Here is a 15530-nt window from a genome sequence, read left to right on the forward strand (position 1 = left end):
TTATTTGCAACGTTCTTGCGTATCGCGGCGCGCGAAGTTGTGAATCAACTTGCTCGATCGCTGCCGACAACCGGATGTCGCCGCGCGGTGCAATATAGGCCGCGTTGGGAAACTGTCGAGATTGGACAATCAGCATCAGAGTGTGCGTGGAACCAGACCCGTAGCGATCTGTTCCCAGCAGTCCTCCACTAGGCTGTGGGCGGGTCGGGACGCATCCAGGATACGAAGATTGGGTATTGCCGGAAACAATTCGCGCGCGAATGCACGCTCGTTCCTCTTCTTCTCCAGAAAGGAGTTATTGGCTGCAGCCGGGTCAATGAGCCCCATCTGGTAAGCCTTGCGTAGTTCGGTATTTCGATGCCCAACCTCGTACTGGTCCATGGTTTCAAAGAAGGAAACCTTCCCGCTACGCGACAAGACCCGTTTCAATGCGAGATGGGGTGTCAAATCGAGATAGACGTAGAGATCTGGCTGGGGAAGCAATGCTGCGTTTGTGGATGTGAGCGCCGGGGGGATGCCGCAAAACCGGTCATATAACCTTCCCGTGAGGTCATATCGGTCACAAACCACAAGCTGCGCAGGCGAACCGGCAACCTGCTCCATGGTGTACGCAGCGGAAGCCCAGAGGCATGCGGAGACCATCTCGTTTGTAATGCAGTGATGGGCTTCGAAATTCCGGATGATGGCCTTGACCATTGGCTGGTCGTGGAACGATCGCTTCAGGAAGCTTACATTGGCCTGCGTCGCGCGCGCCTCGAGCGCCTGAATCAGGGTAGATTTCCCTGAGCCATCGGAGCCCTCAATGGCGACGAGGAATTTTACGGTGTTGGATTGCATCAGGAAAGCCCGGCAATGCGTGCGGCGTCGGCCGCTTCGCTGAATTTACCCTTCTTCATCCAAGTGGAAATTGAAAGTATAGTCCGCAGTTGAAGCGCTGCACCGAATACCTGTTCGCTGATTCCGCTATCGGACAAATACGAGGCCCTGTATATATGCGCGGTGTCTGCTTGACCACCGAGGCTGAGTCGCAGAAAGGTATACGCAGCGCACATCGCTGGATGCGTGAGGCGGCAATTCGGATCGATGATCACGATATCTCCATCCGCATTCAGCAGGACGTTGTCCATGGAGAGATCCGAATGGGTCAAGGTACCACCGCTTTTTTCGTGTCCGCAATCCGATTCGATGCAGCAGGTTGCAGCGAGAAATTGTGAACGCAGTTGCCCCCGGAACATTTCGTGCTGCGCTAACTGAGCAAGACGCCGTTCCCACTCGATCTCCATTTCGTCGGAGAAGGTGTCGGTCACACCTCGCCACGGTTGTTCCCTGTCGGGCCGACCGTATCCTTGACCGCCGGCACGATGCATAAGACTTTGAAGCTTGGCGATTCGCTTCGCCATGTCGGTTGACACATGGCCGAATCCGGCGAGCGGTGCGCCATTCACTCTCTCCATGACCAGAATGTCGGGCTCATGGTCTCGGATTGTGTTGTCAGCCAGCAAGACATTGGGTACCGGAACGCCGTTTGCTCGCCAACGATCCAGGAAGTAGGCTTCCGACTTTGCCGTGCCCGGTGCAATTGTAAGTTTCACAACCACCGGAAGATCGGACGAACGCTGTGTCCCACTTAGCACCGTCGACTGTCCGTTCGATAAAAGCTGCAGATTATGAAACCCGCCTTCGCACCGGCGATCAAGCAAGGCGTTGATAGCGGCCAGCGACCACGAAGAGCCATCACTAAAGCGTACATTCATAATTTCCCCTATCCCGTACCTGCTCACGGAGCCTGAAAAGTGACGAAAAGCGCTCCATGAACAAATCCCTGGCTTGTGCAGGATTCAATGGAATGATCCTTTCGGGAAGCGGGGAAAAGTCCCTCAATTCGTCGTAGTTTGTGGGTTCATTAAAGGTGAGGTCGCGCAGTTCGGTATGCAGTACGCGTTTGTCTGCAATCTTGATCTCGCTCGCCAGCGGATACGTGATTCCGAAATGCGAGAAAAGTGCAGATTCAACCTTCTTTTCAATTGCTTGATAGTCGGGAAGAAGCAGCTTTAGCGGCTTCGGAACATCGCCAACCAAGGCCTCAGCCGCATCATGCAGAAGTGCATCAAACTGCAGATCTATTCTGACACTCATGCTTACCAGAACACTATGTTGCGCGACGGAATAGAAGACCCGGCTATGTCCACCAAAGCGACAAATGTTCGAGAGCGAGTGCGCGATATCCAGAATGGAAATCTGGCTGAGCTCGGGTTCCAGCAAATTGTAGATCCCGCCACTGAAGGTGAGCACTTCCGCGTGTTTGAATTGTGTCATTTACGGTCTTTGTGAGTGGCACAGTTCATAGACTTGCTGTGAGATGTCGCCGATCGGCCGTCGCGCATCAATATAGTGCAGCAAGGTCGGATGCTCTTGATGCACGGTTGAAAAGTAATCAGCAAGGTGATCGTTGAATAGGGAGTTCATCAAGATGGACTCCCTTGCTATGCTACGCGCGTTCCGGGCCATTGCCTCTTCGTCAGGAAGGTTTAAGTAGACAATGAAATCCGGCCACAGTATCTGCTTTAACGACGGAACCATTCTCTCCGCTAGTGTGGCGCATCCTTCCAGAAGCGTCGCGGACAATGCATAGCAGTGAGCCAGGATGCTGTAGATGCTTCTGTCAAGTAGAAATACCGGCGTATCGGTGTTTTGAACGCGATCGGAGCGAAGCGCGTCCAGACTGGCGAATGTTGTGAGTGCCCGAGCTTCTTCCTGCAGATCCCGGGGTATTGCGCGGGGGAGATTTTTTCCTCCGCCAACCATGTCGCAGTAATCGACCATGTGCGTAAACTGGTCGGGCCAGCCAGCGCAGAGCGAGCGAGCGAGCGTCGTTTTTCCGGCGCAGCTTCTTCCTTCAATGGCGACAATCAAGGGATGATGAGACAATTTCAGCGCTCCGTTTTGCCATTGTCGATCGCATCTGCCGCAATCCGTAGTGCACCGAAAATTCCCGCTAAGCCGAATAACATACAACTGATTGGATAAAATGCAATATGGGCGAAGGATGTCCCTACTTCCATCTTGTTCAGGAAGAACCGGACAGTGAAGAGCTGCATGAGAACGATTCCGCAATAGGTAGCAACGAGAAATTTCACAGCCACCGAATCGCATGCCAACCACGCCCATATGATGAAGGGTGCAATGAAAGCGCAGCTCAACCATTCCAGCGAGATGAGTGCTGCGGATGCTGACAACTGAAAAGCACCGAGAGGCGACTGATGTCCGTAGCGCCTGAAATAGGACAGGAATCTGCCTGGACCCGCAAACCAGCGTGACAATTGGCGAAATTCCTCCTTCGGATCCAAAGGAACCTCGGCGTTGTCCAGACTCTTCACCGGAATCATCGGCTCACCACGGACACACAGTTCAAAACTGAATTCCATATCCTCGATCGGTGTTCGGGCAGGAAAAGGATGGTGCAGCAGGAACGAAAGTCGCGCGCAGAGACCGTGCCCCGTAACATGCGTATAGGTGTGACGTGCATGGGAGCAGTCCCTGATTCTGTTAAGCAGTTTTCTGAGTTCGTGGGCCAAGACGAATCGATTGGCCCGCAACGCGCCTGCGCCAGCGAGTAGTGTCGAAAAATTGGACATCGATCGCGGTCTGTGTCGGACCTGAAAGATGGACGATTGATGGAAGATATTTGCGTCCGGATGGTGATCGATGGCGGTGTTGAATGCCTCCAACGTATCCGTACGAGGGCGTGAATCGGCATCGTAAATCAGCCCAAAGGTGTGCTGAAGTTGAGTGTCCCTGATCTGGCCGGCTAGGTGAGCCAGTGCGTAGTTTAGCTGATCACCTTTTAGTCCGTACTGATGTGGATAGTGAATGTGCAGGCAGCGACCGGCCGATGCCAGTCGAGCTGCCATGGTGATCGTGTCTGTATTCGATGTGACAGCTATCCCGACTCTCTCGCGTTCCGTTGTTATCACCACGACCTGAACATCAGCAAGCTGCGTGAATGCGTTGAAATGATCGACGGCAGACTCGATGTTCGACGTTTCCCTGAGCATTGGAATAAGCACCAGAAACTTCCTGGACGTCTCGCTGCGGAGTCGGGAAGTATCCGTGGCAGACGAAAGGAACCCCCAGCTCCGGAATATTGCACGGAGCAGATAGCAATTCCGAATGATTAGGCACGCCAGGAACGCCGTTACGATCTGGACCATTTACTTTCTCCGAGTCGCAGGGAGATTGACGCGCACGCCAGCGCGATGTTCATCGGCACCGTTGAACTGCGTGATATTGGCGAGTGGATCGAATTCCATGCGGTGCGCAGGAGGAGGCAAATTGCCTTTTGCATATTCGTACTTCGCCTGCTGGCTAATATAATGAATGGGGTCCGAAATCAATTCCCCACTGTATGGAGCGGCTTCTTCGGAGCCCCATCGTGCCAAATACTGAGCGTGAAAGCCGTCACATATGTTTCGGGCGGCGCAGTTCTGACATTTCTCCGTATGGATATACGAGTGGCGAGCTTTTTGATCAGCGGATGCCGAGTAATACCATTCTTGCGACGGCTGACCCCTTAGCCCGCGATCGTACCAGCTGTTGTAGTCCCACTCGTGAACGTCATAAGGTAGCTGGTAGCCGGTGAATGCGTGGGACTCGAATCCATTCAGCTGGCATATTGGCATATATCGAACATTTGCTTCAATGCCGTAATCGTTGCACAGGTGCAAGGCCGGTCCAAGATGCTGCATGATTTCGGAATGTTTTGCCTGGAAAGGAATTTCAGGTGCGCCACGCCATTCGAAATAAGGGTTGAAGGTCAAGAAATTAATGATTTTTACATTTCTGGATTTTGCCAGCTCAACAATGGAGGACAGATCGAAAAGGTTGTCACGGATCAAAATACAGTTAAAACGCACCGGAATTTCAAGTGCATTCAGGTTGTCGATCGCCTGTACCTGACGATCAAAATTTTCGACGTTGCGGCCGTGCAATTGGGCTACGTTTTCTCCCACGCCGTGAATGGACATTAGGAAGTCGTGAACGCCAGCGGACTTGAACGCCTCAGCGCGCTTGCGGTCGGCCAGGTGCATGCCGTGCGTGATCAATGTCGGCTTGAGGCCAATGGAAGCGCAATGTTCAATTATTTCGAGCACTCGCGGATGAAGCGTGGGCTCACCACCCATGAAATCGACATACTCGTTTCCATAGTAGAAACGGAATTTTTCCAACGCATGCTTGGCATCGTCCAGCGGTAGCCACAGCTTGTCCTTCTTGTCGACGTTCTCGTCGTAGCAGAACTTGCACTTAATGTCACACTTGAGACCCAGCCAAAGCACCCCGCGGCGTGTCAGGGACCGATGATTTTTCGCGATGGTATATGCCATTTTCTGTATTCTTCTAAATGTAAAATTGCCTGTGTTTGAATGCACCCTTGATGCTGCCCCACCATATTCCAGCGGCTTCAACGAGTTGCGTAATGACTTTCTGAATTAGCGTGAAGCGGCCAAGCAAAACTAGTAAAACAGCGCCAGGCATGAGTGCAATGGCGAGTAGTGCGCGCTTTAAAGGGTAGGAATTCAGCACAAATCTTCGCTCTGTCAGGTGACGGTACTTTGCAAACAGCAAAACCTGGTATTCTGCGTAGAAGGCAAAGCGCTGAAAATGCTTCCTGAGCGTGGATCGGTCCTCGTGGTAAATGATGGCTTCCGGTTCCAGCCCTATGGTTTGTCCGGCGTATCCGAGCTTGTAGCAGATGTCGACATCGGCACCAGATTTCAATTCTTCGTCGAAGCCGCCAATTTGACGCACTAACTGAGCCCGGTAGGCGACATTTGCGCCAACGACATACGGATAGGGCGATGCGGGAAGGTAGCTCAGGAGCGATTGTCCGTTGACTATCGTTATGGCTGCCTTCTGGACCCACGTGTCCATGGATGCTTTCCTTATTGAGCCGCCGACTGCGGCGTGATTCGAGTTATCGAGCGATTCGACCAGTTTTCGCACCCAAGTATTGGTCACGATGACATCCGCATCGGTCATGAGGATGTAACGTCCCCGGGCATGCTTCAGTCCAATGTTCCGGGCCGCCGCGGAGTTAGGGGCTTCTTGATGGAAATAGTGGATGGCTAAATCATCTCGAAATTGGTTGCATATTTCTTCCAAATCACGAGTGCCATTCTCGATAACCAGAATCTCGAACGTATAGGGATGGGGCTGCTGAGATTTCAAGGTTTCAAGCAGCCGATTCACTCGCAAATCATTACAGACTGCGATAACTACGCTGGCGTCAATTTTCGATTTCGAATACATTGAATTGTCGACATAGCTTTGGAATAAACCCGACAGTCTTGTTGCGTGGGGAGGAGCACTTCACGCAAAAATCGATTCGGTTTCTTCGGAAATTGGAATAGCCGGAAGCGGCCCAGACGTCTGTCAGTGAGTTCTTGGACATATCCCCAACCTCTCCTTCGTGAGAGATTTCGACCAAGCAGCACGGCAGGACCTTTCCATCGGGCTCGATCAGTGCGTAATGTTCGGGCGTTCTGCACGCGGCCTTCGCCGCTGCGGGGCTAGGCCAATAGATTCCTTTTGAATAATTTTCATCAGAATTTTCTGATGAAAAGAAGGTATTCATTACCGATTCTGCATTGGTCTTGACAATGTCGTAAGGTGATTTATCGTTGATTCGACGCAAAATTTCAGGAACGATTTCATTCCGAAACTCTTGTATTTGGTCAACGGATAACAATGAGCGGCCTTCCACATCGCCGTAGACATTCATGAGATAGATCGAGGCGACCCCTGTTTCCAGACAATGAGAAAAAAGGTCAGGGAGTTCTCGGTAATTCTTGTTTGTAATTACCGTCATATAGTTGATACAGAAGTCCGGATAGTCCACTGCAACGGAACGCACGGTTGCAATGGCCGCCATGATTTTCTCTAGCGCGCGGTTGACGCCCCGCAGCTCCTCGTACAAAGCTGGATCGAGCGTATCAATGGAGAAGTTCCAGGCCATCAGACCTGCGTCGATCAGTTCCCGCACCTTTGCAGCGGAGACCTGCGTGCCAACGGAATTCATGAAGACGAACACACCCTGATGCTTTGCAGCCGCGCTGATGACTTCCGTGAGGTGTGGATAGAGAAGCGGGTCTCCGCCGCTCAACTGCATCGATTCCATGCCTAGGGCAGCGGCTTCGTCGATACTTTGCAATGCCATTTCCAATGGCATGTGCCCAGGATTGAACTTCGCGGCTTTGGCGTTCATTTCGAGGCCGGGTGTGTTCGTTCGGGTGTCACGTACCGGGATGACGCGCGCCTTATTTTTTTTCAGTACCTCTTGGTAGTAGTCCTGGCGAAGATCGCAGTAGGGGCATTTGTGAAAGCAGTAAACAGTGGGCTTTATGACCAGCTGCTTGAGGGCACGGGGCGTTTCGTTCAATTTTGGTTTTCCTCTGATATGCCAGGTTTTCCGGCGGCTGCATGGTTGAGGGGCGTGCCGGCAATCCACGAGTGCTGCAATTTGATACGAACAAGTCAACTGCGAAATTGTCTCCAATGCTTGGAACTCGGATCGGTTCGATCGACGGTCAATGCCAGGTTCACTGAATGGACGTATTGCCTCCCATGCTCTGGTAGAGCGTGACCAGGTTCTGCAGCTGACTGAACCGTGCCTGTGTCCAGAGCAGTTCGGCCGTTCGGTACGACTCCTGTGCATCGAGCCACATGCGAAGTGCGACGGCACCGGCGCGATAGCGGATTTCGTAGAGACGCTCAGCCTCGCGGGCGGCCGCTAGGGCTTGCGCCTGAAGCTCCGCCTGTTCGGCCAGCCGTATACGTGCGGACAGCGCGTTCTCGACATCCACGAACGCCTGGTATAGCGTCTGCCGGAAGTCGATCACCGCAGTCTCGTACTGGAGCTGCGCCAGTTCGGTGTTCAGTCGCATTGCCTTGAGGTTGAGAAACGGCAGGCTCAGGCCCGCACCGAGAATGGCAGTCGGGCTCGCGAGCAGATTTACCAACGACTGGCTCGCCGCGCCGACACTACCGGTCAGCGACAGCGTTGGGTAGTAACTGGTCCGGACCACTTCGATGTTGGCGAGTCGCTGCCGAAGATTCAGCTCGGCGGCTTGCAGGTCGGGGCGACGGCCCAGCAGATCTGCGGGCAACCCTTCTGCCAGGGTTGGCAGAGCGTTAGTCGGCAGCGCCTGGGGCTCGAGGCCCAGTACTTCCTCCAGCACGTTGCTGCCCGGCGCGGCGTTGAAAAGTACAGCTAGGGCGTTGCGGGTTTCTACCTGGTTTTGTCGGAGCTGAGACAGGCCGGCTCGTTGAGCGACGACAGCTTGCTCTGCCTCGCGCTGCTCTAGATTGGAGACGGCGCCAGCGATGTACTGGGCATGCACCAGCTCGCGTGTGCGTATGGCCGTCGCCAGGCTCTTTTCTCCAAAAGCCAGTCGCTGGTTGAGGTACGCCAACCGCCAATAGAGATCGGCGGTGGTGCATACAATGTTCAGCTGTACAGTGTCTCGGTCGGCCTCGGACGCCTGCAGCGCCCATCGCGCGATATCTCGCTGCCGCGCCAGCCTTCCCCAGAAGTCGACGGTGTAACTAACGGTGCCGTAAAGTGTGCCGCTTCGGATACGTGACACATCATCGTTGTCCAGACGACGTTCGCGGCGTGCATTCACGCTTGCCTGCGGGCCAATCTGCAGAGGATCGCCGGCAAGCTGCAGTTCGAGCTGAGCCTGTCGCACGTTCAGCGTGGCGGTAGCAAGATTGTTGTTGCGGGAGAGGGCGGAGGAGATCAACTTGTCGAGCTGTGCATCTCCGAACCCAGTCCACCACTGGCGTGGATGCTTTCCGGCGTCTGCGTGTGGGGTGTTGCCATCGGAATACACCCACTTTGTGGGTACGTCGAGTGGGGGGCGTTCGTAGGTCCTTGTCGCGCAGGCCGAAAGAATCCCGGACGCCGCGAGCACGATGGCTGCCAACCGATGGCGTTTCTTGCTCGGGGAACGCGGGAAGTCACCCGTCCCGAGCGCGGCGAGCATTGCAGCATGATGCCCGCCGCAAGCTGGCAGTTGTCGAAAGTCCGATCGGAAGGCGGAGGCACTTCCCTTCATTCGTTCCCGATGGCTCTGGATGGTTTCGATATGCACGGTGTCGGCTCGAACGCTAGGCGGCATGGACGGATCGAAGAAAGTCCATCGCCTGCGATGGCGTCAGGACTGCATCGATTCTTCCAGCCTTCATCAGCATGATTCTGTCCGCGGACAGCACGGTCTCCGGCCGATGGGCAATGATGAGCCGCGTGATATTGAGCGACTGGATAGCCTTGCTGACCGCACGTTCGTTCGAAACATCCAGGTGGCTGGTGGCCTCGTCGAGTAGCAGAAATTTTGGTCGCTTGTACAGTGCCCTGGCAAGCAGGACGCGCTGCTTTTGCCCACCGGAAAGGACAGCGCCCATGTCGCCCACAAGCGTGAAGTACTTCATCGGCATCGCGTCAATCTCTTCCGCGATATTCGCCATTTCGGCGCACTTGACGATCCACTCGTGGTTCGCTTCGCTATCGAATCCGGAAATGTTCTCGGCGATGGATCCACTGAAGAGGATGTCGTCCTGGAGCACCGTTCCAATCATTCGCCGAACCGCTTGCGTGCCGATGAACTGGAGGTCTTCGCCACCAATCAGGACGCGACCGCGGGCGCCCTGGTAAATCCCGAGGATGACATTGAAGATCGTGGACTTTCCGCATCCCGAGGGCCCGATGATTGCGACGGATTCCCCTTCCTCGACCTTGAAACTCATCCCATCAATCACATTTCTTTCGAACAGCGAATACTGAAACGAGACATCCTCGCATTGGAGCGTGGCAGGCAGCCTGTCGATATCGAATACCGACTGGTTGGTGGTCGTCTCCGCTTTGGACAGGACGATATCGCTCAGGCGGTCAGCGTGAAGCTGGATGTTCTGAATGACGAAGAGGTTGTCGATCAACGCTGCCACGCGGGATTCGTAGAGCAGCTTGTATCCAAGAAACGCGACAAGAGCGCCTATTGAATACTCACGATCTATGACTAGAATGGCGCCCCACCAGATCACGACGATGTTCTGGACGTCGAATATCAATACCCTCGACGCCTTGAGCCAGATCTCGATCTTCTGGGTGGCGATCTTGGCGTTGATTTGGCTGATGAACAGCGATATCCATGCGAGCCGACGTTCCCTTTGTTGCCCGTACAGTTTGACTTGCCGGATTCCGCGGATTGTCTCCAGGAGGTACGAATTCTGTTTCGCACCATGAATGATCTCGTTGCGGGACGCGTTTCTGAGCGCGGCGTTGATGAGCCACCGCACGGCGAGGTATAGGAGTGTGCTCGCCAGCACAACCAGACTCAACAGCGGTTGATACAGAAAGAGGATGACAAGCACGACGCACGAAAATGCGCCGTCGAGGAACGACTCCACGAAGGAGGTGGTGAGCATCCGTTGAATCGCGTCGATAGCCCCGAATCTGGAGGTCACGTCGCCGACGTGTCGCTTTTCATAGTATTCGAGTGGCAGCGTCAGCATGTGATCCAGAACATTGTCCTTCCACTGGACGTTCAGGCTCGTGCCAAGATACATGAGAAACCAGCTGCGAACCGTCGCAACAAGGTTTCTCAGCAGATAGACAATGGCAAAGCCTCCGGTAAGTACCGCCGTGAAATAGCGGTCGTTTGCGCCGATCGCATTGTCGATGATGAGCTGAATGTGATATGGCAATAACGCCGTCAGAAACTCGAGACTTAGCGCCAGAAGCAGAATCGCCAGCACCGCATTTGTACGGCCCCTGAGATTGCCGAGAAGCTGCAGAAGCGTGATGTTTCGTTGCTGCTTCACGGTGACAAAATCGGGGTCCGGCCAGATCTCGATGGCGACCCCGGTAAATGCTTGCGAGACGCTCTCCCAGTCGACCTGTCTCTCGCCATACGCAGGGTCGACGATGACAGCGTGGTTGGCGCCAATCTTCCTTAGAATAACAAAGTGATTGAAGTTCCAATGCAGGATGCACGGTAGCTTGATCTGCTTCAGCCCTGCCAGCTCGGTGCGGATAGGCCGGCTGCTCAAGCCGTTGTGCTTACACACGCGCAGGAGTGAGCCGAGCGAGATCCCCTTCAGCGATACCGAGAATTTTTGCCGGAGGTCGCGCAACGTCACGTGGCGGCCATGATAGTTGGCCAGCATCGCCACGCACGCGAGGCCACACTCAGTGGACTCGGTCTGCAGCACCGTTGGAAAGCGGGTTTTGAACAGACCCGACAGATATGCTTTCCTCTTCATGGGATTCAGTGCTTTAGCTTCTCGGAAACGGAAAACAGCGGGCGCAGAATCCATCGATAGATTCGATCCTGCTCCAGCATGATGTCGGCATCGACCGCAATCCCTGGCTTCAAGGCGTAGCGGACGCCGTCTGCAATGACGGTCTTGTCGCGGATTCTCACCTTCACAAGAAACATGGGCTCAGAGACGGACAATTTCGAGCCGAGTGCGATGTCGTTAGGCAACAGTGCGGTGCCAGATATCGAATAGACAGTGCCTGCCCCCTGACCAAATCTCTGATATGCGTACGCCGAGTACCTGAGGTACACGGTGTCTCCCTTCTTGATGAAACCGATGGCAGTGGCCGGTACCAGGAGGCGGGCTTCGATCTCCGAATCTGTTGGCACAATGAAGGTCACTGGCTTGGTATTGTCGTAGTACGAGCCACTGACCCCTTGAATGGCTGTCACATTACCGGACGCAGGTGCCTTGATGATCGCTCCCTTCTGATACTCGGCTGTGATGATCTGTTCTTCGAGCGTAAGCAGATCAGCCTTGAGCTGCAATACCCGCTTGCCATGTTCGGAGTCCGCCTTTTCCCGTTCGAACGAGAGATTCGAAACATCCCGGCCCAGGCCTTCCAACTGTCGCTCGCGTTCGTTGTAGTCGATGCGGCTGTTCAGCGTTGTGATGGCTTTTTCGGCCATGGCATCGTCTGAAATCGCTTCCTGCACGCGGGCTTCTCGGTACCGTTCTAGGCTGGCCGAAAGCAGTTCGTTCTTCTTTCTGATCGCGTGGATCTGCCTCGTGATGAGACTTCGCTCTTTCTGCTTTGAGCGCATTTGGTCGTCGATATTTCGCAGATTCTGGACGTGCGTTGCCGCTTCGCTTTCCAGTTGGTGTTCAAGGAGACGCTTGCGCTCAACCAGCAAATGGATGGTTTCCGAGGATGTTCCCCGATTGGCCAGTCCGAAGACTTCCGTCGATACGGCGAAGAGAGGATCGTCCTTGCGAACGGGCTGGTCCTCTGAAACGAAGTACTCGTTGATGACGCCGGGGCGGGGTAGATACACGGGTATGGCTCCCAGCGTCGAGAACAGTTCACCCTTCACGGTTGCCCTCCTGGTGTATGAGCCGAAAATGAGCAGCGTGAGCATTAGAAGAATGGCAACGCTGATGAGCGCAAGAATTCTTCGGTACGAACTGGGAAGGAACAGCAGTACATCCGAATGCAGCCGCCTGGAGTCCGCTCTCGCGCCCAGTGCTTCGCTTCGGAATAGATGTTTCTTGTCCATACAACACTACTTGCTTCACAAGGCCGGCCAGCGGCCAAAGAACACATCCAGGTCTGCAGTGACACATGCCCCCGGCTTGACCTGTTGGGAGAGAAAGCCGGCGTGGCTATCCAGTAGTGCCAGAATTGCGGCCTTGATGAGCGACCGTTGTGCATCCGTCGCGGCATCTTGACCAACGTTGACGATGGCAATCGCAGCGCCGAGCATTTCATCGACGCGCGTGGGATTGATCAATAGCGGCCGGGCAAGGTGATAGGCTCTTCTGAATAACAAATGGTCGAAGGGCTGCGCGGCAAGAGAGATCTTTTTCGCAACCAGGCAGTGGGGAGTCGCGAACGTGGGCGGGGGCTCCTGGCCGATGTGGGTGGCTGGCATCTGTCTCCAAAGCCAGCGCCGGATCGTTTCATAGATCAGGCAGCACAACTCCAGCTCCGCTGTAATGCGCGCCGCATGACAAACGGCTTCCACCATGCTTTTCGGTAACGTTCCGCTGTAATGCTCGGCCGTATCTCTCGCACTGCTGTCGGAGCACGATTGGCGTGTCGAAGTGATGTATCGGATGATTGTGGCGCTGGATGCTGCACAGGATTCGCTCTTCCCGATTAGGTGCTTGTTGCGATCCGCATAACGGTAGATGTCTTCCGCCGTAATTTCGTGGCCTTGCAGGTGTCCTTCGTGGTCGAGCGCCATCAAGGCCAGGATATTGACCAGGCCATGAAAAAAACGGGACACAATCGCACAAACGGCAGGAACCTCTACTGGTTCGCCGAGCATCTTTTGCATGAAGAAGATCTGCGGAGACTTGTATCCGATATAAGACACCGCATACAACGCGGCGAGATCGGCCGCGCCAGCTGCGACGATTGCATGACTGCGCAAACACCGTGCGATGTCGTCGACGAAGGCGACGACATCGTGGTGGTGGTGCAACAGGGCCTGGAGCGATTCGATGTTTATAGGCTTTCCCGCGTTCGATCTTGAGTCGGGATAGGGACATCGTTGATACGCCACTGGATCTGGCCGGTATCGCACGGATCGGCCTTCCAGAACCGGACGCCCGTGCTCGTCCAGACAGTCCGGCGGACAGAACAGCAGAAACGCCTTGTTGCGCTTCATGAATTCAATGCTGAAGGGGTAAGGCAGCTCGGCTTTCATCGTTCAGTACATTCGAAATCCTGACTATTCCAGGGCTACTGGATTAGGCATTGATCGCCTGCTCGCGTTTGTCTTCGCAGCGTGACTGCAGCGGAGAACCGATTGACGTGGGCAGGGGCGTGTATCGACATGGCCCCGTTGCCAATCCATCGGTCGGCGTACTTCACCGCCGCCCGTTGCTTCAAGCAACGAGCGGAAGGCAGAGGTAGGCGGAATAGTTCGCTGTCGGATCGGGCGAACGCTACAGGACCTCTATCGTTCCGTTTGTGGCGAGGAGATGGAGGACTTCGGAAAGCTGCCGATGCGAATAGTCTGGAAATTTCTCGTGAAGTTGGGAAACTTTGAACCGGGGATGCGTGACGAGGAAATCCCGGACCGGACGTAGCTCATCCTGTAGCCAGACCTTGCCACTGCCCGTGACAAAATACTCGTCAGAAATATCGGTGCGTAGCACGTTCAGACGTATCTCGTTATCAAGTTCAAGTGCGGTAATGCTCGCGTCCCCAAGCTTTTCGAGATTCAGTCTTGTTTCCAGAATCTGTTCGCCGACATGTGCTTCCATGAACGCACGATAACAAGCCGGATCATTCATTCGATCATAGATGTGCTTGCTTAATGTATGGATAGTTTCGGCGTCTTGCTCGAAATCCTCCAGAGCCATCCTTGCATGGATACAGTCCGGCAATTCCCGGAATACCCACTTCACATAATCAACAGCGAATGCGGGAAATGTTCCAATGGCCAGGTGCACAGTCGGTTCGCCGAGCGGCGTAACGTTGTGCCACCACCCCCGGGGAATGTAGAAGACGTCACCTTCTTCTAGTACGAAGTCCATATGGGGTTCAGCGGGACACGGATATCTGTCCTCGATGAACTTACTTTGATGCATGAACAAGGGCGCATCAAAGGTGGGTTTGTACACTACCCAACGCTTCCGACCTTTCAATTGCACGGCGAAGACATCCCTGGAGTCCCAGTGAGCTCTGTAGGAATCCGTTTTACCGAATGCAATGTATGCAGACGTGACCGTCTGCCGACCGGTAAATTGCGCGATGTCTTTCGCGTAGTCGTTGAACTTTGGTTCATCGTAGATATGATTGGCAACCAAAGTGCCACCTTGCCGCAAAAGATTATATAGAGCCGGCTTATTGAGCTTGCGACGTACATCTCCGATATGAAAGTACGTGTTGACGTACTGTTTCTTTTCGATATTTCCGTTTGGGAACGAAACGCGAAAATTCTCCGACTGCGGATCGCACCTCGAAATAATATCGTTGATATCGGACCAAAGGACATTTGAGGTATCAAGGGATCCCTTGATGATCAGTGGCATCCGTTCCTGATATTTTTTCTTGAATTCATCGACATCAATCTTAAAATCAATTTGCATTTTTTATTGGGATGCCAGCATGTGGGAAGTGTCTCTGACTTCAGGTCGCGCCATATATGCAAATTGCTGCCAGAAATAGCTCTGGCAGCAATGTTTGACGCCGTTTATGTTTTTATTGCTTACGCATACACAGTGCCACAATAGGTGCCACCAGTTTTTGCTGCGCCCGAAATCAACAGAATCTCGTCAGAAGTCAGTTCTCGCGCAAACGCGTCCATGAGGTCGTCGTAGCTTGCATGGCTACTGTTCAGCCGTTCGAGGTTGAGTTGATTTGCTGTCGGCTCGATCTTGAGCTTAGTGCTTAATCGTACGTTGTTGCCAGACATTTACGATTCTCCTTCTGTTGATGAAGACAGAGATTTGACCGCCACGGGAAATTTCTCCCCGGGAGG

At 54.0% G+C, this 15530-nt stretch carries 14 protein-coding genes; all 14 read right to left on the reverse strand.

What is annotated here, in order from left to right:
- Window positions 1-135: 135 nt before the first annotated feature.
- The 14 genes from G3N96_RS00440 to G3N96_RS00505 all read right to left on the reverse strand — a co-directional run bounded on the left by G3N96_RS00440 (window position 136) and on the right by G3N96_RS00505 (window position 15464).
- A complete protein-coding gene (locus G3N96_RS00440; RefSeq protein ID WP_206135826.1) occupies window positions 136-837 on the reverse strand; it encodes an AAA family ATPase in 702 nt (233 codons plus the stop codon).
- Window positions 837-1754 carry a phosphotransferase gene (locus G3N96_RS00445; RefSeq protein ID WP_206135827.1) on the reverse strand — a complete coding sequence of 306 codons (918 nt, stop codon included), beginning with the start codon at window positions 1752-1754 and terminating at the stop codon, window positions 837-839. The genes G3N96_RS00440 and G3N96_RS00445 overlap by 1 nt, the downstream gene beginning before the upstream one ends.
- Complete coding sequence (locus G3N96_RS00450) at window positions 1738-2316, reverse strand: hypothetical protein (RefSeq protein ID WP_206135828.1); 579 nt, start codon at window positions 2314-2316, stop codon at window positions 1738-1740. Before G3N96_RS00450 ends, G3N96_RS00445 begins: the two co-directional genes overlap by 17 nt.
- A complete protein-coding gene (locus G3N96_RS00455) occupies window positions 2317-2928 on the reverse strand; it encodes a deoxynucleoside kinase (protein ID WP_206135829.1) in 612 nt (203 codons plus the stop codon).
- A gap of 2 nt (window positions 2929-2930) precedes the next feature.
- Entirely contained in the window at window positions 2931-4211 is a 1281-nt protein-coding gene (locus G3N96_RS00460; RefSeq protein ID WP_206135830.1) for a glycosyltransferase family 2 protein, read from the reverse strand.
- On the reverse strand, window positions 4212-5381 hold the full coding sequence (locus G3N96_RS00465; RefSeq protein WP_206135831.1) for a radical SAM protein: 1170 nt from the start codon (window positions 5379-5381) through the stop codon (window positions 4212-4214).
- Between the two features lie 13 nt (window positions 5382-5394).
- On the reverse strand, window positions 5395-6306 hold the full coding sequence (locus tag G3N96_RS00470) for a glycosyltransferase (protein ID WP_206135832.1): 912 nt from the start codon (window positions 6304-6306) through the stop codon (window positions 5395-5397).
- Window positions 6284-7435, reverse strand: coding sequence for a radical SAM protein (locus tag G3N96_RS00475; protein ID WP_206135833.1), 1152 nt, complete (start codon window positions 7433-7435; stop codon window positions 6284-6286). Before G3N96_RS00475 ends, G3N96_RS00470 begins: the two co-directional genes overlap by 23 nt.
- Window positions 7436-7595: 160 nt before the next feature.
- The gene (locus G3N96_RS00480) at window positions 7596-9152 is read right to left on the reverse strand and encodes an efflux transporter outer membrane subunit (RefSeq protein ID WP_346778864.1); all 1557 of its coding nucleotides are present in this window, start codon (window positions 9150-9152) and stop codon (window positions 7596-7598) included.
- Window positions 9153-9168: 16 nt separating this feature from the next.
- Window positions 9169-11319, reverse strand: a complete 2151-nt coding sequence (locus G3N96_RS00485) for a peptidase domain-containing ABC transporter (protein WP_206135875.1) — start codon at window positions 11317-11319, stop codon at window positions 9169-9171.
- A 5-nt stretch (window positions 11320-11324) separates the two neighbouring features.
- Complete coding sequence (locus G3N96_RS00490) at window positions 11325-12593, reverse strand: HlyD family efflux transporter periplasmic adaptor subunit (protein ID WP_206135834.1); 1269 nt, start codon at window positions 12591-12593, stop codon at window positions 11325-11327.
- Window positions 12594-12608: 15 nt separating this feature from the next.
- Complete coding sequence (locus tag G3N96_RS00495; RefSeq protein WP_206135835.1) at window positions 12609-13748, reverse strand: hypothetical protein; 1140 nt, start codon at window positions 13746-13748, stop codon at window positions 12609-12611.
- A 241-nt stretch (window positions 13749-13989) separates the two neighbouring features.
- Window positions 13990-15138: a cupin domain-containing protein gene (locus tag G3N96_RS00500; RefSeq protein ID WP_206135836.1), complete on the reverse strand. Its 1149-nt coding sequence runs from the start codon at window positions 15136-15138 to the stop codon at window positions 13990-13992.
- 119 nt (window positions 15139-15257) lie between these two features.
- Window positions 15258-15464: a hypothetical protein gene (locus G3N96_RS00505; RefSeq protein ID WP_206135837.1), complete on the reverse strand. Its 207-nt coding sequence runs from the start codon at window positions 15462-15464 to the stop codon at window positions 15258-15260.
- Window positions 15465-15530 lie beyond the last annotated feature (66 nt).

The organism is Burkholderia sp. Se-20373 (assembly GCF_017104705.1).
Lineage (GTDB): Bacteria > Pseudomonadota > Gammaproteobacteria > Burkholderiales > Burkholderiaceae > Burkholderia.